27 protein-coding genes are annotated in these 21,115 nt (G+C 73.0%); 12 read left to right on the top strand and 15 right to left on the bottom strand.

Annotated elements, in window-relative coordinates; all coding sequences use genetic code 11:
* Positions 1-113: 113 nt before the first annotated feature.
* Together QSK26_RS32390 and QSK26_RS32385 are read left to right on the top strand one after the other, a co-directional pair.
* Positions 114-1,418: a cytochrome P450 gene (locus QSK26_RS32390; RefSeq protein WP_285779114.1), complete on the top strand. Its 1,305-nt coding sequence runs from the start codon at positions 114-116 to the stop codon at positions 1,416-1,418.
* Between the two features lie 131 nt (positions 1,419-1,549).
* Positions 1,550-2,272: a TetR/AcrR family transcriptional regulator gene (locus QSK26_RS32385; protein WP_285779113.1), complete on the top strand. Its 723-nt coding sequence runs from the start codon at positions 1,550-1,552 to the stop codon at positions 2,270-2,272.
* Between the two features lie 94 nt (positions 2,273-2,366).
* Here QSK26_RS32385 and QSK26_RS32380 read toward each other — a convergent pair whose 3' ends face one another.
* Together QSK26_RS32380 and QSK26_RS32375 are read right to left on the bottom strand one after the other, a co-directional pair.
* Positions 2,367-2,735 carry a hypothetical protein gene (locus QSK26_RS32380; RefSeq protein ID WP_285779112.1) on the bottom strand — a complete coding sequence of 123 codons (369 nt, stop codon included), beginning with the start codon at positions 2,733-2,735 and terminating at the stop codon, positions 2,367-2,369.
* An 8-nt stretch (positions 2,736-2,743) separates the two neighbouring features.
* Positions 2,744-3,466 carry an SDR family oxidoreductase gene (locus tag QSK26_RS32375; RefSeq protein ID WP_285779111.1) on the bottom strand — a complete coding sequence of 241 codons (723 nt, stop codon included), beginning with the start codon at positions 3,464-3,466 and terminating at the stop codon, positions 2,744-2,746.
* Between the two features lie 101 nt (positions 3,467-3,567).
* Between QSK26_RS32375 and QSK26_RS32370 the strand changes: the two genes are divergently transcribed.
* A complete protein-coding gene (locus QSK26_RS32370; RefSeq protein ID WP_285779110.1) occupies positions 3,568-4,416 on the top strand; it encodes a helix-turn-helix transcriptional regulator in 849 nt (282 codons plus the stop codon).
* A 207-nt stretch (positions 4,417-4,623) separates the two neighbouring features.
* Positions 4,624-4,749, top strand: coding sequence for a hypothetical protein (locus QSK26_RS32365; RefSeq protein ID WP_285779109.1), 126 nt, complete (start codon positions 4,624-4,626; stop codon positions 4,747-4,749).
* An 82-nt stretch (positions 4,750-4,831) separates the two neighbouring features.
* On the opposite strand, the gene QSK26_RS32360 is transcribed toward QSK26_RS32365, so the two are convergent.
* Entirely contained in the window at positions 4,832-5,569 is a 738-nt protein-coding gene (locus QSK26_RS32360; RefSeq protein WP_285779108.1) for a helix-turn-helix transcriptional regulator, read from the bottom strand.
* Between QSK26_RS32360 and QSK26_RS32355 the strand changes: the two genes are divergently transcribed.
* From QSK26_RS32355 to QSK26_RS32340, 4 genes are all read left to right on the top strand, one after another.
* Positions 5,550-6,122 (top strand): MFS transporter, encoded by a 573-nt coding sequence (locus QSK26_RS32355; RefSeq protein WP_285779107.1) that lies wholly within the window; start codon positions 5,550-5,552, stop codon positions 6,120-6,122. The genes QSK26_RS32360 and QSK26_RS32355 overlap by 20 nt on opposite strands.
* Before the next feature lie 147 nt (positions 6,123-6,269).
* On the top strand, positions 6,270-7,121 hold the full coding sequence (locus QSK26_RS32350; RefSeq protein ID WP_285779106.1) for an alpha/beta fold hydrolase: 852 nt from the start codon (positions 6,270-6,272) through the stop codon (positions 7,119-7,121).
* 21 nt (positions 7,122-7,142) lie between these two features.
* The gene (locus tag QSK26_RS32345; protein ID WP_285779105.1) at positions 7,143-7,934 is read left to right on the top strand and encodes an alpha/beta hydrolase; all 792 of its coding nucleotides are present in this window, start codon (positions 7,143-7,145) and stop codon (positions 7,932-7,934) included.
* Positions 7,935-8,035: 101 nt separating this feature from the next.
* Positions 8,036-8,827 carry an MBL fold metallo-hydrolase gene (locus QSK26_RS32340; RefSeq protein ID WP_285779104.1) on the top strand — a complete coding sequence of 264 codons (792 nt, stop codon included), beginning with the start codon at positions 8,036-8,038 and terminating at the stop codon, positions 8,825-8,827.
* 110 nt (positions 8,828-8,937) lie between these two features.
* On the opposite strand, the gene QSK26_RS32335 is transcribed toward QSK26_RS32340, so the two are convergent.
* Positions 8,938-9,519, bottom strand: coding sequence for a TetR/AcrR family transcriptional regulator (locus tag QSK26_RS32335; protein WP_285779103.1), 582 nt, complete (start codon positions 9,517-9,519; stop codon positions 8,938-8,940).
* Between the two features lie 55 nt (positions 9,520-9,574).
* Here QSK26_RS32335 and QSK26_RS32330 point away from each other — a divergent pair, with 55 nt between their 5' ends.
* A complete protein-coding gene (locus QSK26_RS32330; RefSeq protein WP_285779102.1) occupies positions 9,575-10,717 on the top strand; it encodes an FAD-dependent monooxygenase in 1,143 nt (380 codons plus the stop codon).
* A gap of 173 nt (positions 10,718-10,890) precedes the next feature.
* Here the strand turns inward: QSK26_RS32330 and QSK26_RS32325 are convergent, their stop codons facing one another.
* From QSK26_RS32325 to QSK26_RS32305, 5 genes are all read right to left on the bottom strand, one after another.
* The gene (locus QSK26_RS32325) at positions 10,891-11,211 is read right to left on the bottom strand and encodes a hypothetical protein (RefSeq protein WP_285779101.1); all 321 of its coding nucleotides are present in this window, start codon (positions 11,209-11,211) and stop codon (positions 10,891-10,893) included.
* A 116-nt stretch (positions 11,212-11,327) separates the two neighbouring features.
* Positions 11,328-11,495: a CDGSH iron-sulfur domain-containing protein gene (locus QSK26_RS32320; protein WP_285779100.1), complete on the bottom strand. Its 168-nt coding sequence runs from the start codon at positions 11,493-11,495 to the stop codon at positions 11,328-11,330.
* 94 nt (positions 11,496-11,589) lie between these two features.
* Positions 11,590-12,264, bottom strand: a complete 675-nt coding sequence (locus QSK26_RS32315; RefSeq protein WP_285779099.1) for a HemK2/MTQ2 family protein methyltransferase — start codon at positions 12,262-12,264, stop codon at positions 11,590-11,592.
* A gap of 28 nt (positions 12,265-12,292) precedes the next feature.
* On the bottom strand, positions 12,293-13,321 hold the full coding sequence (locus QSK26_RS32310; protein ID WP_285779098.1) for an iron-containing redox enzyme family protein: 1,029 nt from the start codon (positions 13,319-13,321) through the stop codon (positions 12,293-12,295).
* Positions 13,318-14,496 carry a carboxylate-amine ligase gene (locus tag QSK26_RS32305; protein ID WP_285779097.1) on the bottom strand — a complete coding sequence of 393 codons (1,179 nt, stop codon included), beginning with the start codon at positions 14,494-14,496 and terminating at the stop codon, positions 13,318-13,320. The genes QSK26_RS32310 and QSK26_RS32305 overlap by 4 nt, the downstream gene beginning before the upstream one ends.
* 160 nt (positions 14,497-14,656) lie before the next feature.
* Between QSK26_RS32305 and QSK26_RS32300 the strand changes: the two genes are divergently transcribed.
* Genes QSK26_RS32300 through QSK26_RS32290 form a run of 3 tightly spaced genes read left to right on the top strand, consistent with a single transcriptional unit; the run spans position 14,657 to position 15,809 of the window.
* Positions 14,657-15,040: a hypothetical protein gene (locus QSK26_RS32300; protein WP_285779096.1), complete on the top strand. Its 384-nt coding sequence runs from the start codon at positions 14,657-14,659 to the stop codon at positions 15,038-15,040.
* Entirely contained in the window at positions 14,992-15,126 is a 135-nt protein-coding gene (locus QSK26_RS32295; protein ID WP_285779095.1) for a hypothetical protein, read from the top strand. Before QSK26_RS32300 ends, QSK26_RS32295 begins: the two co-directional genes overlap by 49 nt.
* An 8-nt stretch (positions 15,127-15,134) precedes the next feature.
* Complete coding sequence (locus tag QSK26_RS32290) at positions 15,135-15,809, top strand: DUF6766 family protein (protein ID WP_285779094.1); 675 nt, start codon at positions 15,135-15,137, stop codon at positions 15,807-15,809.
* Here QSK26_RS32290 and QSK26_RS32285 read toward each other — a convergent pair.
* The 6 genes from QSK26_RS32285 to QSK26_RS32260 form a co-directional block, all read right to left on the bottom strand.
* Positions 15,782-16,762: a UDP-glucuronic acid decarboxylase family protein gene (locus tag QSK26_RS32285; RefSeq protein WP_285779093.1), complete on the bottom strand. Its 981-nt coding sequence runs from the start codon at positions 16,760-16,762 to the stop codon at positions 15,782-15,784. The two genes, QSK26_RS32290 and QSK26_RS32285, sit on opposite strands and share 28 nt — an antisense overlap.
* Positions 16,759-17,787 carry a glycosyltransferase family 9 protein gene (locus tag QSK26_RS32280; RefSeq protein ID WP_285779092.1) on the bottom strand — a complete coding sequence of 343 codons (1,029 nt, stop codon included), beginning with the start codon at positions 17,785-17,787 and terminating at the stop codon, positions 16,759-16,761. The genes QSK26_RS32285 and QSK26_RS32280 overlap by 4 nt, the downstream gene beginning before the upstream one ends.
* Positions 17,757-18,443: an SDR family oxidoreductase gene (locus tag QSK26_RS32275; protein WP_285779091.1), complete on the bottom strand. Its 687-nt coding sequence runs from the start codon at positions 18,441-18,443 to the stop codon at positions 17,757-17,759. Before QSK26_RS32275 ends, QSK26_RS32280 begins: the two co-directional genes overlap by 31 nt.
* Complete coding sequence (locus tag QSK26_RS32270) at positions 18,440-19,852, bottom strand: PfkB family carbohydrate kinase (RefSeq protein ID WP_285779090.1); 1,413 nt, start codon at positions 19,850-19,852, stop codon at positions 18,440-18,442. Before QSK26_RS32270 ends, QSK26_RS32275 begins: the two co-directional genes overlap by 4 nt.
* Complete coding sequence (locus QSK26_RS32265) at positions 19,849-20,400, bottom strand: D-sedoheptulose-7-phosphate isomerase (RefSeq protein WP_285779089.1); 552 nt, start codon at positions 20,398-20,400, stop codon at positions 19,849-19,851. Before QSK26_RS32265 ends, QSK26_RS32270 begins: the two co-directional genes overlap by 4 nt.
* A gap of 3 nt (positions 20,401-20,403) precedes the next feature.
* Positions 20,404-21,115, bottom strand: a 712-nt coding sequence (locus QSK26_RS32260) for a glycosyltransferase (RefSeq protein ID WP_285779088.1), incomplete at its 5' end; no start/stop codon positions are given.

Here is a 21,115-nt window from a genome sequence, read left to right as displayed (position 1 = left end):
CCAGGTTTCATGCACGACACGCATTGATGCGTGTCGTGCATCTTTTGTAGGGTGGGCTCGTCCTCCGCCGCGGACGACGGTTCGGCGGCTCCGCCCGAGAACAGGATGTGCCGATGAACGACAGCAGCTTGACCGAGGAGTCCCCGGCCGCCGGCCCCACGGCGATGCGCCGGATCCTGCCCGCGGACATGGTCGAGCGCGGCGGCTGCCCGTTCGATCCGCCGGCCGGCCTGCGGGCGCGGCGCGGCCAGGACGCCGTCCGGCCGCTGCACCTGCTCAACGGCGCCCAGGCGTGGCTGGTGACCGGCTTCGAGGAGGCTCGCACGGTGTTGTCGGACGCGCGCTTCAGCGCCGACAAGGTCCGCCATCGCGACGTCACGTCGCTGCAACCGCACGAGGTGGCCGAGATGGCGGCCACGACGCCGGAGCCGGACACGGCCCCCGCCGCCCGCGAGGACGGCTTCTTCATCTTCATGGACCCGCCCGAGCACACCCGGATCCGCCGGCTGCTGACCGGCCAGTTCACCGTGCGGCGGATGCGGGCGCTGGAGTCACGCGTCACCGAGATCGCCGTCGAGCACATCGAGGCGATGAAGGCGGCCGGCACCGAGGCCGACCTCGTCCAGGCGTTCGCGCTGCCGCTGCCCTCGCTGGTCATCTGCGAGATGCTCGGCGTCGACTACGCCGACCGGGGCGAGTTCCAGGAACGCACCGCCGTCGGACTCAACGCCAACGCCACCGCCGAGGAGCGAGCCCGGGCGAGCGCCGAGCTGTACGCGTTCATGCAGCGCCTGGTCGCGGACAAGCGGGCCAACCCCGCCGACGACATGCTGTCCGGCCTCGTCCACGACGCCGACCCGCCGCTGACCGACGCCCAGCTCGTCGACATCGCCCTCGTCCTGCTCGGCGCCGGCCACGAGACCACCGCCAACATGCTGGGCCTGGGCGCCTTCGCCCTGCTGGAACACCCCCAGCAGCTCGCCGCGCTGCGGGACGACCCCACCCTGATCGACAACGCGGTCGAGGAACTGCTGCGCTACCTGGCCATCATCCAGCTCGGCGTGAGCCGCGTCACAACCGAGCCCGTCACCCTGGGCGGGGTGGGCATCCCGGCCGGTGCCACGGTCGTGATCGCCACGCCCGAGGCCAACCGTGATCCGCAGCACTGGCCCCACCCCGACCGGCTGGACGTACACCGCCCCCGCGCCCCGCACCTGGCCTTCGGGCACGGCGTCCACCAGTGCCTGGGGCAGCAGCTTGCCCGCGTCGAGATGCAGGTCGGCCTCAGGGAGCTGATCACTCGCCTGCCGGACCTGCGGCTGACCGTACCCGCCGAGCAGGTGCCGCTGCGCGACGAGATGCTCATCTTCGGCGTGCACTCGCTGCCGGTGACCTGGTCCGGACCCGCTCCGGCGTGACCGGCGGCCCGGGCCGCTGAACGCGGGTGCCGGGCCGGTGCCGGCCCGCACCGGCCCGGGTCCGCTCGGGTCCGCTCCGGCGGCACGTCGGCCGTGCCGACGCCGCCTCCGGCCACCCATAATGAGAGACCGTGGTGGAGAAGGAGGCCGGAGTGGTTCAGCCCGCACCGGGCGGTGAGCGGGCCCGGCCGGCCGTGGCGGGTGACGCGCCGCCGGTCGCCGGTCGCCGCGAACGGAAGAAGCAGGCCACCCGCGCCGCACTGCGCGAGGCCGCGCTCCGCCTGTCCGTGCGCCACGGTGTCGAGAACGTCACCGTCGAGCAGATAGCCGACGAGGCCGACATCGCGCTGCGGACCTTCTTCAACTACTTCTCCAGCAAGGAAGAAGCGATCGTGGCCTCCCTGTCGGCCGGTGCGCAGGAGCTCATCGCCCAGTTCAGGGCCCGGCCGCGGACGGAGACGGTCCTGCGGGCGTTCCGCGAGGCGGTGCTGATCGCGATGAACCAGAGCGACGCCGTCAGCCGCGACCACATCCGGGCACTGGAACTGATCCGCGCCGCGCCCACGCTGGTACCCCAGCAGCTGGCCGTGCTCGCCGCCCAGGAGAAGGCCCTGGCGGAGGCGATCGCCGACCACATCGAAGACCCGGCAGCCGGACGGTCTGAAGAGTCCGTCTATCCGCTCCTGTGCGCGGCCGCGGTCCTGACGGCGCTCCGCGTCGTCGTGGACCAGTGGCTCCAGCAGACCGCGGGCTCGGACCGGCCGCTGGACACGGCCCTGCTCGGCCGGCGGATCGACGCGGTGATCACCGAGCTCGCGGCCGGACTGGACCGGCCCGGCGGCGCGGCCACGTGAGGCGGGCCGCGGACGCGCCCGCGTACGGGCCGCGCGAGCCCGTCATGCATGCCGTACGCACTCGCCCCCAGCCGTGTCCCGGCAGGACGCCCGCCTAGATCCAGCGGCGGATGGCGTCGATCGTCGTCTCCGGTGAGGTGTTGAAGCAGAACCGGATTCCGGGTGTCGTCGCCACCAGGACGTTGATCAGCCGTTCGAACAGGAGGGTGTGCTCAGGGGACATGCGCACGCCGCCTCCGATCATGACCACGCCGAAGGGGCCCTGGGCCAATTGCTCCCGGACGGTCCGCTCCGCCTCGTCCGGGTCGGTGCCGACCAGGCATGACACCGCGTCGAAGCCCGCCGCCCGCAGAGCCGCGTGGCCCTGCTCGATCCGTGCGGTGAGCGTCGCCTCGTCGAGCCCGGGAAACCCGGTGTAGTCGATCGCGCCCGGGTGCAGTCCGATGGTCAAGATGGTGGTCATTCTCGCTCCTACCAGGGGACGGGGCCGTTACGGTCGAAGAAGCCGCCGGTCGGCCCGTCATCGTCCAGGGTAGCCAGCCTGATGATCGCCTCGACGCCCTCGGCGACGGTGTGCACACCCGTGTGCCGGTTCATGTCGGTGGCGGGGTTGCCCGGGTCCGCGGCGTTGACCTTGAACCCGGGCAGCGCCCGGGCGTACTGGGACACGATCATGTTGAGTGCCGCCTTCGACGAGGCGTAGTCCAGGCTCAGGAAGCCGTACTCGGGGCGGGCGGGGTCGCTCGCGTGCTCCAGCGAGGCGAGCGCGCTGGACACCATGACGATGCGGGGCCGCTCCGACTTCCGCAGCAGCGGCAGGAACGCGCGGGTGACCCGTACCTGACCGAACACGTTGACCTCGTACAGCCTCCGTAGCGCGGCGGCTTCCACGTCGGCCGGGTCCAGCATGGGGCCGGCGACCCCCGCGTTGTTGACCAGCGCATCCAGGTGATCCACGCGTTCGGCGACGGCCCGCACGGCCGCCTCCGCGGATTCGTCCGAGGTCACGTCGAGCTCGACGAACTCCACGTCGAGCCCCTCGTCCGCCAGCGTCGCCGCGGCCTGCGTACCGCGTTCCCGGTCTCTCGCGGCCAGGAGGACCAGCCAGCCACTTCCGGCCAGGCGGCGTACGGTCTCCCGGCCCAGCCCCTTGTTCGCCCCGGTGACCAGCGCCACCGGTCTCACGTCTGTCATGCGTTCGATCGTCGGGGCGCGCGGTCCCGCCCGCCAGGGCCGCCGGGGCATGGGACCCGCGGTACCACCCCCCGGCAGGGGGCGTACGGCATGATTGAAGGGTGAACCGTGCCGAACTCGCCGACGTCCTCCGCACCGCCCGGGCTCGCGTGCGACCACAGGACGTCGGCCTCCCGGCGGGGCCGCGCCGTCAGGTGCCGGGCCTGCGCCGGGAGGAGGTCGCCACGCTCGCGGACCTGAGCGTCGACTACGTGGTCCGGCTCGAACAGGGGCGCGGGCCGCGGCCGTCGAGCCAGGTCATCGCCGCGCTGGCCCGGGCCCTGCGGCTCGACGACGACGACCGCGACCAGCTCTTCCGCCTGGCCGGCCACGAACCGCCCCCGGCCGGGCGTATCGCGATGAGCGTGGGGCCGAGCGTGTTCCGGCTGCTGGACCGCATGGCCGGCCTGCCCGTGCTGGTGCTGTCGGCCAAGGGCGACGTGCTGGCCTGGAATCCCCTCGGGGCAGCGCTGCAGGGCGACATGTCCGCGTGGCCGCGGCAGCGACGCAACCTCGTCTGGCAACGGTTCCTCGGGAGCAGCCGCTGCCAGGTCGCCGCGAACGCGGACGAGGAGGACGCCGCCGCCCGCGCCTCGGTCGGCACGCTGCGCGCCGCCCGCGCCCGCTATCCCGGCGACCACGACCTGGCACGGCTGATCGCGGAGCTGCGCGCTGGCAGCCGGCGGTTCGACGAGCTCTGGCGGGAGGGGCGATCCGCCCCGTGGCGCGCCGCGACCAAGAGCATCCGGCATCCCGACCTGGGCACGATCACGCTCGACTGCGACACCCTCCTCCTCCCCGACACCAGCCAGACCGTACTCGTGTACTCGGCCGAACCGGGCTCCCCCGAGGCCACGGCACTCGACATGCTCCGGGCGCCGGGGCCCCTCGCCCACAGCGGCCACCGGTAGAGGGGGGCCCTGGACGCACCACGCGCACATCCGGCAGAGGCATGCTGGAGCCATGACCGATGATCGGGTAGCCGCCGCCGTCCGCGCGTTGATCAACCGGTACGACCCCGAAGGTCTGCTGGGCATGGGGGCTCCCGAGGACGAGTACGACCCCGAAGTGGGTGATCTCACCGCTCTCGTGCACGGCGGGAGGAGATCACCGCCGACGTGGTCGGCGTCGTCTGGAACGGATGGTTCAACGGTGTCTCCGACTGGTGCGCCCGGCGGCCCGAGCAGGTCCGGGAGGTCGCGGACGCGCTGGAGAGCCTCCGCGGCCGGCGACAGCATCCCTAGCGATCCCGCTCGGCCCGGGGGAGTCCGGCGGGCAGGGCGCCGCGGAGCCTGACGTAAGCCGGGTGACGGATACCCGCCGAGGTCAGAGGATGTCGCGAAGCTGGCCCCGTGAGGTGATGCCGAGTTTGCGGAACAGGCGGTACAGGTGGGTGCTCACGGTGCGGTGCGACAGGTAGAGCTGCTGGCCGATCTCGCGGTTCGACAGCCCGCCGGCGGCCAGCTTGGCGATGTGCAGTTCCTGAGGGGTGAGCTGTTCGGTCGTGGTGGGCACGCGGGTCTCGCTGCTCTCGCCGGTGGCGCGCAGTTCCTGGCGGGCCTTCTCGCCCCACGCCAGCAGGCCGAGGGCGTCGCAGCTGTCGCGGGCGGTACGCAGGGGGACGCGGGCGTCCAGGATGCGGCGCTGGCGGCGTAACCACACGCCGTAGGCCAGCAGGAGCCGGGCCCGGGCGATCGGCCATTCGGACAGGTCGGCGGCCAGGGCGTCGAGGTAGAGCCGTTCGGCGCCGTCGTCGTCGGCCAGCACCGCCCGGGCGTAGCGCAGTCCCGCGTGCAGGAGCGGCGCCGGGGTGCGCGCGCCGATGTCCTCCAGTTCGGCCAGGGCCGACCGGGCGGTCTCGCGGTGCGCGTCGGTGACGGCGGCGTCGGCCAGATCGCTGATCATCCAGTGGCGCCAGGTGGAGTGGAACGTGGTGTCCCCGGGGTCGTACACCCGCCACAGGTGGCCGAAGGCCTCCTCGTGCCGCCCGGCGGTCAGCGCGACCATGCCCCTGGCGTGGCGGAGCAGGGCCATGTTGGAGCGGATGGCGACGGTGCCGAGCACGCGTTCCTACGTCACCACGAGCCTCGGCATGTCGGCCACGACCGCCCTGATCGCCAACGTGATCTCCTCCGTCGTGGCCGTCGCCGCCACACCGCTGTTCGGCATGCTGACCGACCGCGTCGGCCGCCGCCCGGTCTGGCTCGGCGGCGCGGTCTTCTTGGTCGCCTACCCCTTCCCGATGTTCTGGCTCGTCGACACCGGCCGCCCGGAACTCGTCATCCTGGCCGTCACCCTCGGCCACGGCCTCTGCATCGCCGCGATGCTCGCCGCGCAGGCCGCGCTGTACACCGAGCTGTTCGAGACCCGTTACCGGTACAGCGGCATCGCCATCGCCCGCGAATGGAGCGCGGCGCTCGCCGGCGGCACCGCCCCCTTCGCCGCGGCCGCCCTCCTGGCCGCGGGCGGCGGCGCGTCGTGGCCGGTCGCCCTGCTGATGACCGGATGCGCGGCGGTCTCGCTGGTCGCCATCTGGTTCGTCCCCGAGACCCGCGACGTCCGGCTGGACCGGCCGGCGCCGAGGACCCCGGTCACCGCCTCCCGTGCGGTCATCTGACCGGTCGCCGCCGTCACAGGGCGGCGCCTTCCGGCTGTGGAGGATGCAGGCCGGCGTGAAAGGCGCGCCCGACCGCGGCCGGGCCTCCTCCGAGACCACCACACCGACGACCTACTGGCCCTCCCGAACTCCTGAGGAGCACTGTTCATGACCCCCTTACGCCGTCTCGGCCGCCTGCTGGGCGTGCTTGTCACCGGCTGCGTCCTGGCCTTCGGCCCGACCGCGCCCGCCGCCGCCACCGGTCCCGGCGCCACCGCCGCTGCCACCACCACTGCCACCGCCACTGCGAAGCCGACCGTGGTGCTCGTGCACGGGGCGTTCGCCGACGCCTCCGGCTTCGACGACATGATCGCCCTGCTGCAGCGGGCGGGTTTCCCGGTGATCGCGCCGGCCAATCCGTTGCGTGACGTGGCGGGCGACGCCGCGTACGTCTCCAGCATCCTGGACACCATCACCGGTCCGGTCATCCTCGTGGGGCACTCCTACGGCGGGATCGTCATCACCAACGCCGCCCGCGGCCACGACAACGTCAAGGCCCTGGTCTACCTGGGCGCGTTCGCACCCGACCAGGGGGAGAGCGCCCTGCAGCTGGCCAACAGGTTCCCCGGCAGCAGGCTCGGCGAGGCGCTGCTGACGCGGCACTATCCGCTGCCCGACGGCACGATGGACGGGATCGACGGCTACATCCGGGCCGACAGGTTCCGCGAGGTGTTCGCCGCCGATCTGCCCGTGAGCACGACCCGGCTGATGGCGGCCACCCAGCGGCCCGGCAGCGTCAGCGGCCTGAGCGGCGGCAGTGGCGAGCCTGCCTGGAAGACCATACCGTCGTGGTACCTGATCCCCACCCAGGACAACGTCATCCCGCCGGCCGCGCAGCGGTTCATGGCCGAGCGCGCCGGCAGCAAGGTCCGGGAGATCCGCTCCTCGCACGTGGTCATGATGTCCCAGCCCGAGGCCGCCACCGCGGTGGTCCTCTCCGCCCACCACGCCACCCGATAAAGCCGACAAGGGAGACGTTCCATGAAACCCGACACCATCGTCCTGATCCACGGCTTCTGGGTCACTCCGCGCAGCTGGGAGCACTGGATAGCCCGCTACCAGGCCAAGGGCTTTCGTGTCCTGGCCCCCGCCTATCCCGGTTTCGAGGTTGAGGTGGAGGCGCTCAATGCCGATCCCACGCCGATCGAGCAGGTGACCGTCCCGCAGATCATCGAGTCGCTGGAGACGCTGGTCCGTGGTCTGGACACGCCGCCGATCATCATGGGTCACTCCGCGGGCGGGGTGTTCACCCAGATTCTGCTCGACCACGGGTACGGCGCGGCCGGGGTGGCGATCAACTCGGCCCCGACCGAGGGGGTCCAGGTGATCCCGCTGTCGCAGATCCGCGCCACGTTCCCGGTGCTGAAGAACCCGGCCAACCGGCACAAGGCGGTCGGGTTCACCTACGACCAGTGGCGGTACGCCTTCACCAACACCTTCCCCGAGGACGAGGCGCGGGCCACCTACGAGCGCTACCACATCCCCGCCTCCGGCCACATCTTCTGGGGCAGCGCGCTGGCCAACATCCACCCGGGCAAGGACGACAACTGGGTCGACTACCACAACGATGACCGTAAGCCGTTGCTGTTCGTGGCCGGTGAGAACGACAACCTCATGCCCCCGAAGATCCAGCGGTCCAACGCCAGGCACTACAAGTCCAAGACGGTCACCGAAGTGGTCGAGTACCCCGGCCGCTCCCACCTGATGCCCGCCGAGAAGGGCTGGGAGGAGATCGCCGACCACGCCCTCGCCTGGGCCCTGGACCACTCCTGACATCGACGGGCCGGCTCCCCGGGGCCCGCCCCCGGGAAGCCGGCTCCCCGGGCGGGGACCGCATGACCGACGTGTATCCGCGCTGACCCGAGGAGGCTCCCGTGACGGAGGTCCGGTTCACCCATATCGGCGGTCCGACCGTTCTGATCGAGTTCGGTGGCTGGCGGCTGCTCACCGACCCGACCTTCGATCCCCCCGGCCGCACGTACTCCTTCGGCTGGGGGACCTCCTCCCGCAAACTGACCGGCCCCGCCGTACGCGCCGCCGACCTGCCGCAGGTCGATGCCGTGCTGCTCTCGCACGTGCACCACGGCGACAACCTCGACGACGCGGGACGTGCCCTGCTGCCGGCCGCGGGCACGATCGTGACGACCTCCTCGGGCGCCCGCTCCCTGCCGTGGCCGGCCCGCGGACTGCGAGCGGGCCAGAGGACCCGGCTGGAGGCCCCCGGCCGGCCGCCCATCGACATCACCGCGACCCCCTGCCGGCACGGCCCGCCGCTGAGCCGGCCGATCGTGGGCGAGGTCACCGGCTTCTCCCTCACCTGGCCCGGCCAGACCCACGGCCCACTCTGGATCACCGGCGACACCGTCTACCACCGCGCACTGCGCCGGGCCGCGGCCGCGATCCGGCCGGGAACGGTCCTGCTCCATCTGGGCGGCGTCGGCTTCCCCCTCACCGGGCCACTGCACTACACCATGACCGCAAGGCAGGCCGTACGGCTGTGCCGGACCATCACCCCGCGCACGGTGCTGCCGGTCCACTACGAGGGATGGCAGCACTTCCGCCAGGGCCGCGACGGCATCGAGCACGACCTGCTCCGGGCACCGAAGCAGATCAGAGGCCTGTTCCACTGGCTACCCGCCGGCTCGGCGGAACAGGTGCGGGTCTGAGGTTTCCAGGAGATCAGGTCGGCCGAGTGAGCGTCGCGGAGGCGCCGGACACCCGTGGGCGGCGCAGGTGACACGGTGAGCTGCGACGGCACCCCGGCCACGACTCGGCGCTAGGCGTCGGGTACGGCCGAGCCGTACACCATGGTGTCGACGAGGGCCTCGACGGCGGGCCGGGTGACGCTGCCGGGAGGCGCGCTGACCAGGGTGAACAGGGCGCTGCCGTAGAGCGCGATGAGCGCGGGGACCTTCTCGCGCGCGATCTTCAACCCCAGTTGGTCGTGATGCCCGGCGGTGAACCGCACCGCGACCTCCTGCAGGCCCGCCAGCGCCGCGGCCAACGCCGGGCGGCGCGCCGCCTCCAACTGCAGCTCGAAGATCGCGAGGTAGCGGTGGCGCAGCGTGGTCGCCGCCGTGAGCAACGACTCGGTCAGCATCTCCACCAGGTCGGCGCCGCCCGCGGGCTGGTGCTCGGCCGCCTGGTCCATGTCGGCCAGGTGGAGCTCGACCACCCGCTCTGCGGCGGCCACGAGCAGCGCCTCGCGGCTGCGGAAGTAGTTGGACGCCGTGCCGGGCGGCAGCCCCGCCTTTTTCTCCACCGCCCGATGGGTCACCCCGTGCACCCCCGAGGCGGCCAGGAGGTCGATGGCGGCGTCGGTCAGGGCCTGGCGGCGGGCTGGGTTGGTGGGCGGCACCCTGCCATGCTACCAATAATCGTAGTAGTACGATCGTAGTGAATGAGGGAGTGTCATGCGTGTCGTCGTGGTCGGTGCCGGGCTGGGCGGGGTGGTGGCCGCGGTGGGCCTGCACCGGCAGGGGCATCGGGTGACCCTCTACGAGCGGGGCGCCGAGCTCCGCGAGGCGGGCACCGGCGTGGTGATCATGCCCAACGGGCTCCGGGCGCTGGAGGAGCTCGGCTACGACATGAGGGGGCGGTCCACCCCCGCCCGCAGCGCCGGGCTGCGCGACTGGCGCGGGAGGCCGCTGCTGATCACCGACGCCGTGCGGGCGCAGCGCGAGGTCGGCTCGATGATCGTGACCGACCGGGCGGAGCTGCACCGCACCCTGCGCGCCCCGCTGCCCGCCGGGGCGGTGCGAACGGCGACACCGGTGGAGCGGCTGGAGCCCGGCGTGGACGGAGTGGCGGTGTTCAGCGGCGGCGAGCGCGTCGCCGAGGCGGACGCCGTGATCGTGGCCGACGGGATCGGCAGCAGGCTGCGCGGGCAGCTGTTCCCCGGTCACGGCGGGTTGCGCAGGATCGGCCGGATGGACCTGCGTGGCACCCTGCCCCGCCCCGCGGGACTGGACGTGGCGGAGTTGCTGGCAGGCATCCTGATCGACCGGCGCACCGGGGGGATGTTCGGGCTGTTCCCCATCGGCGCGGACCGGCTGTACTGGTTCACCGACTCCGTGCTGCCGGAACCCGTCCCGGGGTCGGAGGAGGCGCGTGAGCAGATGCTGGCGCTGATGGCCGACTGGCACCCTGCCGTCCCCGCGCTGCTGGCGGCCACCCCGGTCGGCGACGTCTACGTCGATCCGATCGCCTGCCTGGCCGAGCCGCTGCCGGCGTTCGCGACCGGCAGGATCGCGCTGCTCGGCGACGCCGCGCACGCCATGACGCCCGACCTCGGGCAGGGCGCCAGCCAGGCATTCGAGGACGCCGCCGCGCTCGCCCGCCACCTGTCGGGGGCCGGGCCCGCCGAGGTGGCCGAGCGGCTGCTGCGCTATGACGCGCAGCGCCGCCCGCGCGCCAACCGGCTGATGCGGGCCGCGGAGCGGCAGTCGCGGCTGACCTCGCGGACCGGGGCCGCCGCCTGGGCGCGTGACACCCTGCTGCGCGCGATCCCGGCCCGTCTGGCCACCCGGCAGCTCGCTGCCATTTGGCACGCCTAGGCGGGTCGCGGACACCGGCACCTAGATGCGAAGCCAAGGTTGTTGCATATTTTTGCAACAAAGGAAGACAGTGATGGGTCAGTACTCGCTTCTCGACATGCCCTACGACTACGCGGCCCGTGGGACCGAGTGACCCGCCGGGGCCACCGCCCATGATGATCGTCCCGGTCGGCTCAGCCGAGCGCTTTCTCCAGCTGCGCCTTGCTCATGGAGGAGCGGCCCTTGATGTTGCGGCGCCTGGCCTCGGCGTAGAGCTGCTCCTTGGTACGGCCGGCCGCGCCCGAGTGGGAGCGCAGCCCGCCACGGCGCGAGGAGGAGATGTCCTGGGTGGAGGTGCGGCTCTTCGTCCTGGCCTCGCCCGAGCGGGCCCGCTCCTTGTTCACGGTGCGGGCGGCGATCTCCTTGGCGCGCCGGTCGCTCTCGCCGCGCTTCTTGGCACTGTCCTTGATGTGCTCGTACTGCCGCTCCCGCTTGGGACTCGAACCTCGTGGCATGATCCTCACCTCACTAGTCCGTGGGTCTTCTCGCGTCTACCCGGCAGGTACGGGACGACACACCGCTCCGAGCCGCCGTCGTCTCGCATGCTGCCTGTCCGGGGACATGTCCTGATTCAGCGCGTGCGGACGCGGCGGCGGTGGCTGGTGTCGCAGAACGGGTAGCGCTTGCTGCGGCGGCACACGCACAGGGCGACCAGGAAGCGTTCCGAGCGGGCCACGGCGCCGTCCGGAAGCACGATCTCGACCGGGCCGTCCACCAGCATCGGTCCCTCGTGGACCATGACGAGACGGGTGCATCCCTCGATGCTGACCGGCCCGTCGGCGCCGAGCGTGACGCGGGCCGGGCGGCCCCTCCCCGCCCTGGCCGGCTCGGCGTCAGTAGAGCACTCCGACGCAGGGTTCTGTCCTGTCGGCACGGATCACCACCAGTTCCTCGTGACGTTGACCGGGGCCGATCAGCCCCCGGGCCTCCAGCGCCGCCGCCCCGGCCCGCATGACCGGCCCGAAGGGCTCCATCCTGCGGGCGACCACGGACGCCTTCAGGCCCGCGTCCCGCAGACCGCCCAAAGAGGCCGCCACACCGCTCAGCGCCGAATGGACCATGAGCAGGGTGCCGCCGCGGGCCAGGTGCCGCGGTGCGAAACGGCAGATCAGGTCGAGCACCCGGCGCCCGTCCGGCCCGGCGGCCCAGGCGCGGTCCCGGCCGTGCCTGGACGGCGGCCGGTCGCCCGCCACGTACGGCGGGTTGGCCAGGATGAAGTCGAACACCTCTCCCTCGACCGCGGCGAACAGGTCGCCACGTACCACTCGCACCCGCAGGCCCCTGACCAGCGCGTTGATCCGGGCGGCCAGGACGGCGCGCAACGAGATGTCGACCGCCGTCACCTCGCCCGCGCCGTGGCGCGCGGCCGTGAGCGCGACCGCGCCCGTCCCGGTGCCGATGTCCAGCACGCGGGCGCCGGGAGGAAGGCCCGCCGCGCCGAGCGCCGCGCACAGCATCCTCGTGTCGCCCTGTGCCGGGTAGACACCGGGCGGTCGCAGCAGCAACATTCCACACAACTACCTTGAATCGGACAAATCACACCTGATCCCGGACGGCGGCCGACCGCAGCGGGCGGCGCAGCGAGGAGCGGCCCGACCGCCACGACTCCAGCAGATGCTCACCGAGCCGCGCCTCCAGGAACTCGGTGGCCTGTACGCCGAAGGCGACGTCGGCCGCCAGTCCGGGCTCCCGGCGCAGCAGGTCGCCCACCACGTCGCGGCGGAGCACCTGCTCGTGGACGGCGTCCGCCTCGATGTGCTCGGTGAAGAACAGGGTGCCGCGCTCGCCGACGCCCAGCCGGCGCAGTGCGCGGTCCATCCGCCGCGCGGCGGGCGCGGTGGTGATCTCGGCCGCCGCGAAGTGGCCGACCAGCGCGGCGCGCAGGGCCCGGTGCAGCCCGAACATCGACATCATGTTGACCGTGGCCAGCGCCGGCGCCGGGACGACGTCCAGGTAGGCGCCGTAGGAGGAGTTCAGCCCGAGTTCGTCCATCAGATCGGCGAACAGCCGCGAGTGCATCATCTCGGCCCGCCCGCCGCCGAACTCGTCGAACTCCACCGCGACCAGGGCGGCCTTGGCCCGGCCCCGCAGCCGGGGAATGGCCCAGGCGTGCGGGTCGGCCTCCTTCAGATGGTAGATCGACCGATGGGCGACGTACTCCCGCACCTGTTCCAGGTCGCCGTGGTCGCGCAGGTGGTGCGAGACGCCGTACCCGTCGACCGGCTCGATCAGCAGTTCGTCCAGCACGCCGGTCACGTCGTCGCCGCCGGGCGTGTCCGCGCGGAGGGCCGCCAGGAAGACGTGTTCCAGGTCGCGGCGCACCGCCAGCAGCTCCGGCTCCCACTCCCATGCGCCGGATACTCCCTCAAAACCTTGGTAATGCAGGTCATAACAGACGTACAGGGCGAGCTGCAGGTCGTCACCGTACGGCTCGGCGGTCGCACCTGAGCGGGGGAGCGGCACGGTGCCGGGCGTGTGCCGGAGCGCCCTGACGAGTACGTCGGACAGCGGGCCCCTTCCCTCCGGCAGCGCTGCCTCGTAGGACGTGATCGTTCCGGTGGTCATGTCCGCTCCCCCTCTGCGGGAATCCACGTGGCACTCGCGGCCGTGGTCTGCGCGGCCAGCAGGTCCACGACCGCCTTCGGCCCGCCTGCCATCGCCCGCCGCTGCCTGGCCGCTCCGGTGCCCCGCCACGCCACCTCCTTCAGCAGCGCGCGTACGGCCGGCAGGTCGCCGCTGTCCTCCAGGGCGGGTGTCACCAGGGCGACGAGCCGGTCCAGCAGGTACCCGGCGGGTACCCGTCGTTCCTCGAACGGGTCGAATCCGGAGCCGTCGAGTCCGTGCCGCGCGGCGCTCCAGAGCGCGGTGGCGCACGACACGGCCGTGATCTTGGGCGCCTCGCGGCCGGTGCCGAGGGCGGCCAGCGCAGTGCTCACCAGAGCGCGGGTGAGCGCGGCCTGCAGCACCGCCTCACCGGCCGTGGCGGCGGCGTCGGCGGCGCGCACCTCGACCGTCGGCAGCTTCGCGGACGGCCGGGCCAGCCAGAACGTCATGGCGTCGTCGACCAGCACGCCGCACTCGACGAGCCTGGCGACCTGGTCGTGGTAGGCCGCCGCCGAGGCGAACCACGGCGGCACCCCCGCACCGGGGAACCTGGACTGGTCGACCATCCGCCGGCTCGCGAATCCGGAGTCCCGGCCCCCGCTGATCGGGGAGTTGACCGAGAGCGCCAGCAGGGTGGGCAGCCAGGGCCGCAGATGGTTGACCACGGCGACCGCGGTCTCCCGGTCGGCGACCCCGACGTGCACATGGCACCCGCACGCCTCGTAGTCGGCGATCACGTCCCCGTACAGCAGCGCGATGCGCCGGAACCGTTCGCCGGGCGCCGGCCGGGGAGGGCGGGACGGCAGCACGGGAACGCCCGCCGAGATCAGCCGCAGCCCCTCGGCCCGCGCCGCGGCGGCCAGGCCCGCCCGGGCCCACCGAAGCTGAGCGTGCAGTTCGCCCAGCTCACGGCACACCCCGGTGGCGGCCTCCAACTGGGTCTCGTACAACTCGGGATGAAACCCGCCGCCCGCGTCGTCAGCGGGATGCCTCCCGGCCCGGCGCAGTACGGCATCCGCCCGCGACACGGTCTCACCCGACTCGATGCCGACCAGCAGGAACTCCTCCTCCACTCCCATGGTCGGGGACGCACGGCGAGACCCGGGCACCCGCTCTGAGTCTGTCGGTCGCCGCATTTCACTCCCTTGTTCTCCCCCTGTGCCTACCCGGGCGTCGGCGAACATGCCCGAAGCCGCCGCCGGCGACGCCCGGCTTCGGCGACCCGCGCGGCCGCCGAGGCTGCGTGCCTGGTCAGGTGGCGGTCATGACCTGGCCAGACTTGGGTACTGGGGCGCCATGGGAAGAGCCCTCCTCTGCCTGATCATGCTTCTCGCCGCCGTGGGATGCGCCGCGCCCGCGCGGGCGGATCCCCCGCGGGAGGCGGCGCAGCGCTTCTACGCCGCCGTCGGCGGCGGGCGCGGCGAGGCCGCGTGCGCGCTGCTCGCGCCGCGCGCCGAACAGCGGCTGGCCGAGGAACACGGGTCGTGCGCGCACGGCGTGCTGGCGCTCGGTCTGCGCGGCGGGACGGTGCGCGGCGTCTCGGTGTGGGGTGGGGAGGCGCAGGTGCGCATGACGGAAGACACCGTGTTCCTGCACGAGTACCCGGCGGGCTGGCGGATCAGGGGCGCGGGATGCGAACCGCGCCCGCCCGCTCCCTACGACTGCGAAGTGGAGACCTGACGATGCGCGTGGTCTTCACCGTGATCGTGGCCGTCATCGTCGTCGGTCTCGTCTACTTCTTCACCATCGGGCTGCTGCAGAGATGAGGACTCCGATGCGGCGCTTCCTCCGGGACAACGGGCTGACGATCTTCTTCCTGCTGGCATTCCTGCTGGCCCTGGCAGGGCAGGCCGTGGCCGGACAGGCGGTGTTCAACGACCGGCAGATCGTCGACGGCGGCAGCCCGGTGTCGCTGGCCGAGTACGTGACCTCCTCCGACTTCGCGGTGGACGTGGCGGAGAACTGGCAGTCGGAGTATCTCCAGTTCCTGCTGTACATCCTGGCGACGGTGTGGCTCGTGCAACGCGGGTCGACCGAGTCCAAGCCGGTGGAGAAGGCCGGCGAGGAGTCCGACGCGGACCAGCGGACCGGGGCGCACACCGTGGACGGCTCGCCCCGGTGGGCACGTGGGTACGGCTGGCGGCGCACGCTCTACTCCAATTCGCTCGGCCTGACCATGGGCGTGATCTTCCTGCTGTCCTGGCTGGGGCAGTCGGTAGCCGGGCTGGCCGCCTACAACGGCGATCGGCTGTCCCAGCTTCGGGATCCGGTGGACTGGGCCTCCTACGCCGGGTCGGCGGAGTTCTGGAGCCGCACCCTGCAGAACTGGCAGTCGGAGATGCTGGCCGTCGCCTCCATGGTGGCCCTGTCGATCTACCTGCGCCAGCGGTCCTCCCCGGAGTCCAAACCGGTCGGCGCTCCTCACGACGCGACGGGGGCCGAAGGCTGATGCCCGTCCGCGCCGACCAGTTCCCCGGTGAACCACCTGATCGTGCGGCGGAGCCCCTCCAGGTTCCCCACGACGGGACGCCAGCCGAGCCGTTCGGCGGCCAGCGTGGTGTCCGGGCGGCGCACCTCGGGGTCGTCCACCGGGCGGACCACGAGCCGGATGGGGGAGGAGGAACCGGTCAGCTCCCGGATCGTCCGGGCGAGTTCCAGCATGGTGAGCTCCTCCGGGTTCCCGATGTTCACCGGCCCGGGGAAGTCGCTGCGCGCCAGGGCGAGGATGCCGGCGACGGTGTCCTCCACGTAGCAGATCGACCGGGTCTGGGTGCCGTCCCCCGTCACCGTGATCGGCTCCCCGCAGATCGCCTGCCGGATGAACGTGGGGATGGCCCGGCCGTCGTGCGGGCGCATGCGCGGACCGTAGGTGTTGAAGATGCGCACGATCGCCGTGTCGGCGCCCCGGGAGTCGCGGTACGCCGTGGTCAGCGACTCGGCGAACCGCTTGGCCTCGTCGTACACGCTGCGCGGACCGACCGGGTTGACGTTGCCCCAGTAGGTCTCGGGCTGAGGGTGCACCAGCGGGTCACCGTAGACCTCGCTGGTCGAGGCGAGCACGAAGCGGGCCCCCTTCTCCCTGGCCAGCCCCAGGGAGTGCAACGTGCCGAGACTGCCCACCTTGAGGGTCTCGATCGGATGCCGCAGGTAGTCGGCGGGCGAGGCGGCCGACGCGAAGTGCAGCACGAGGTGCACCTCGCCGGGGACGTGGACGAAACCCGTGAGATCGCACCGGAGGAGGCGGAAGGCCGGATCCGTCATCAGGTGCTCGACGTTGCGGGGCGAGCCGGTGAGGAAGTTGTCCAGGCAGATCACCTGGGCGCCCTCGGCCAGCAACCGTTCGCACAGATACGAGCCGAGGAATCCGGCACCGCCGGTCACCACCGCCGTACGACCCTTCATCGGACGCTCCTCTCCAGCAGGTTCCGCGCGGCGTCGAACACCTGACCGGCGTCGATCGCCAGCAGGCCGGGATCCGGCTCGCCGCCGTGCGGGTCGCCGCGCCGGCCCGCCCACAGGGCCACGTGGGACCGTCCCGGCGGCGGCCCCCACAGCGCGGGCGGGGTCGGACCGAAGAGCACCACCGAGGCCGTGCCGAGCGCGGTGGCCAGATGAGCCACGCCGGTGTCCCCGCAGATCACCAGCCGGGCGTCGCCGATCAGCCCGGCCAGTTCGGCCAGGCCGGTCCGGCCGGCGAGCACGGCGTCGCCGTGCAGTCCGGCGAGCTTGGCGACCTGTCCCGCGGTCGTCGCCTCAGCGGCGGTCCCGGTGACGACCACCCGCCGGCCGGTCCGGCTCAGCGCGCCCGCCACGGCGGCGTACCGTTCCGGCGGCCACCGTCTGGCGGCGGACGCCGCCCCCGGATGCACCACCACGTCCGCCGCGGCGTGCCGCCGCCGAGGGACCCGGATGCGCAGCTCGGAAGGGTCGGCGGCGATACCGTGCCAGCCGAGCAGCGCGCACCATCTGAGCACCTCGTGCAGCCGGTCCCGCCACGGCGGGCCCGGCACGTCGGGGAAGGCGGGATGGGCGTGGCTGAGCAGTGCCCCGGGGCGGACGCGGCGCAGCGCGGCGATGCTCTGCGGCCCGCTCCCGTGCAGGTTGACCGCGACAGCCGGCCGGTCCACCGTGATCCGCCCGGTGGCCACCGCCGTCTCCGGCGTGTCGGCCAGGTCGTCGACCGCGCCGATCAGGGGCAGCAACTCCCGGAGCGCGGACGGCGCGGCCAGGACGATCCGGTGACCGGGGAAGGCGCGCCGGAGCCCGCGCAACGCCGGGACCGACGTGAGCAGGTCTCCCAGCCCGAGCCCGCGCAGGACGAGCAGCACCGGAGAGCCTTCTGTCCGATCCCGCCGGCCGATCCGGGCCGGCCCCGGCACGGGGATCGCCCGGGCGGTCACGGCCAGGAGGTCTCGGTCGCCGGGCACACGACCAGTTCCCTGACCTCACAGCCGACGGGCCGGCCGAGCGCGAAGACGATGGCGGCGGCGACGTCCTCGGGCTGGTTGAGCAGCGCGTCGGCGCCCGGCCTGTACTGTTCCTCCCGGTCGTCGAAGAAGCGCGTGCGCATGCCGCCTGGCACCAGGAGCGTCACGCCGACCTGCCCCGCCAGCTCGGCCGCCAGGGCCCTGGTGAACCCGACGACGCCGAACTTCGCGGCGCAGTAGGCTGTGGCGTCGCTCACCGCGCGCAGCCCGAGCGTGGACGCGACGGTCACCACCCGGCCGCGCGACTCCACCAGGTACGGCAGCGCCGCCCTGACCACCGACACGGTGCCCAGCAGGTTCACCTGGAGCACCCGTTCCCACGCCCCGGCCGGAACGTCGGCCAGCCGCCCGCACGCGTCGATGCCCGCCGCCGTGACCACCCCGTCGAGGCCGCCCGCCCGATCGGCCAGCTCACGCACGGCGCGCTCGGTCCGGGCGCGGTCGGCGAGGTCGGCGGTCACGTGGTCGGTGACGGACCCGTTCGCCGGCGGCCTGAGGTCCACGACCAGCGGTCGCCCGCCCGCCTTGGCGACCGCCTCCGCCGTGGCCTCGCCCAGACCGGACGCCCCGCCGGTGATCAGAATGTTTCCCGTCATGTCGTCTCCCCCGTCGAACCTGTCGAAACGATCCGCGCGGCCGCGTGGGCGGCGCAGATGAGTTCGGTGGTGGACCGGCCGGGCACCCTGGGCAGGGTGACGATCTCGCCGCCGCCGCGCCGCACGACCTCCGCCTCCGGCAGGTCCCCTCCCGCGTGGTCGGCACCCTTCACCCACACGTCCGGCCGCAGCCGTGCGATCGCCGCGCACGGGGACGCCTCCTCGAAGAGGAGCACCGCGTCCACGCACTCCAGCGCGCTCAGCATGGCCACCCGGTCCCGTTCGGCGACCACCGGGCGGCCGGGACCTTTCAGCCGCCGCACCGACGCGTCGGTGTTCACGCACACGATCAGCGCGTCGCCGAGCGCCCTGGCCCCGCGCAGCAGGCTGACGTGCCCGGCGTGCAGCAGGTCGAAGCAGCCGCCGGTGGCGACCAGCCGCCCGCCGGCGGCCCGCACCGCGTCGGCGACCTCCTGCGCGGTACGCGGTCCGTCGCCGAGCACGGGCACCGGCACCCGGATGGCCGCCGCGCCACCGGTGCGCACGAACCGGCTGGCCTCGCCGACGCCGACGGCCACGGCGTCCTCGACCGGCGCGCCGTCCCGCAGGGCGAGCGCCGCGGCGCCGGCGAAACGGTCACCGGCGCCGCACACGTCGGACACCGCGGAGCACTGCGGCGCGGGCATCCGCACCGACCGGCCGCCGCGCCGCGCCAGCACCGCGCCGTCCTCTCCCAGGGTGATCGCCACCGCCCCGGCGCCGAGGGTGCGGACGAGCCGCCGGGCGGCGAGGTCGGGCGTCGTGTACGACTCGCCGCACAGCGCTCTGGCCTCGCTCTCGCTCGGCGTGACCAGGGTGCAGTCCGGCGGCGGCGCGGGCCCCCTCGGATGCGGGTCCCAGACCAGGGAGACGTCCAGATCGTGCAGGCGGCCGAGCAGGACCCCGGCCGTCCCGTGCCCGTAGTCGGACACCAGGACACCGCCCGCGTCACGCAGCACCGCGTCGATCTCGGCGTCCGGCGTGCCGTCCGGTCGCCCGGCGCCGGCGGGGTGCACGGCCCTGCCGTCGCCACCGTCCAGCCGGACCAGGGTCTGACCGCGGGCCCGGATGCGGGTCTTGCTCACCGTGGAGCCGGACAGCGGGAGCCGTACCAGGTGGACGTGCTCGGTGAGCAGGCCGCGCAGGAACCTTCCGGCCGGGTCGTCGCCGACGGCGGTGATCAGGACCACCTCGGCGCCGTCCCGCGCGGCGAGCAGGGCGGCGAGCCCCGCGCCCCCCGGCCTGCGGTGCTCCGCCCGGCTCACGACCACCGGCACCGGCGCGTCCGGGGCGAGCCGCTCGGCCTCGCCCACCACGTCCACGTCCAGCAAGGTGTCGCCGATGACGACGACGGGGCCGGTACGGGTCATGCACACTCCTTCTCGACGACCTCGCACAGCATGTGGATCACCACGAGGTGGACCTCCTGCACGGTGCAGGTGTCCTCGGCGGGCACGGCGAGGGCCTCGTCGCACAGCGTGGCCAGCGGGTTGGGCGCCGGCCCGGTCAGCGCCCAGGTCAGCATGCCCACTTCGCGCCCGGTGCGCGCGGCGGCCAGCACGTTCTCGCTGGCGCCGCTGGTGGACAGGCACACGAGCACGTCACCCGGACGCCCGTGGCCGCGCACCTGGCGGGAGAAGACGGCGTCCGCGCCGTAGTCGTTGGCGATGGCGGTGAACGTCGAGCTGTCGGCGTGCAGCGGCAACGCGGCGTAGGGCTGCCGGTCGTTCCTGAACCGGCCGACGAGTTCCGCGGTCAGGTGTTGCGCCTCGGCGGCGGACCCGCCGTTTCCACAGGCCAGCAGCCGCCCGCCGGCCTTCAGGACCGAGGCCAGCTTGTCGCCCCACGCGCAGATCTTGGGAATCTCGGTGTCGATGGCCAGGAGCGCCTTCGTGAGCTGCGACAGGTGATCGTGCATGCCTCACCCCCCTGTCACCGCGAACCGGTCCGGGCACGCGGTGATCACATTGCGGTAGACGGACTCGGTCCTCTCGGCGACGCACGGCCACCCGTACCGTTCCCGCGCCCGCCGCTCGCCCGCCGCCTTCAGCGAGGCGCGCAGGTCCGGCCGCTCCAGCAGATCGCGGAGCGCCGCGGCCAGCGCCCTCGGCCGCCGGGGTGGCACGAGCACGCCGCATCCGGTGACGGTGTCCAGGTGGCCGCCCACGGCGGAGGCGACCACGGGGACTCCGCAGGCCATCGCTTCGACGGGCACGATGCCGAAGGGTTCGTACCACGGCACGGTGACCAGGACGTCGGCGGAGCGGAGCAGGGCGGGGACCTCCGGCCGGGGGATGCTGCCGATCAGGGTGACCCGGTCGGTCAGGCCGTGTGCGTCGGCCAGTTCGCGTAGCCGTGCGGCTTCGGGGTCGTCCGTGGTGCCGCCCGCGATGACGAGTTCGGTGTCGGGCAGGAGCCGGAGTGCCTGGATGATCGTGCCGATGCCTTTGCGTGGGACGAGGCGGCCCAGGCTGAGCAGGCGTGGCCGGGTGCTTCGTGCGGTGGTTGGGCCGTGGGGGGTGAAGAGGTTGAGGTCCACTCCGCACGGTATGACGGCGATCTGTTGTCTGGGTACGCCCATCAGGAGGAGTTCGTGCACTTCGTCGGTGCAGGTGGCGAGGATGGCGTCGGCG

Origin of the sequence: Microtetraspora sp. NBRC 13810 (assembly GCF_030268685.1) — a bacterium.
In the GTDB taxonomy this organism is placed as follows: domain Bacteria; phylum Actinomycetota; class Actinomycetes; order Streptosporangiales; family Streptosporangiaceae; genus BSRQ01.
This window is presented reverse-complemented; position numbering and strand designations above follow the sequence as displayed.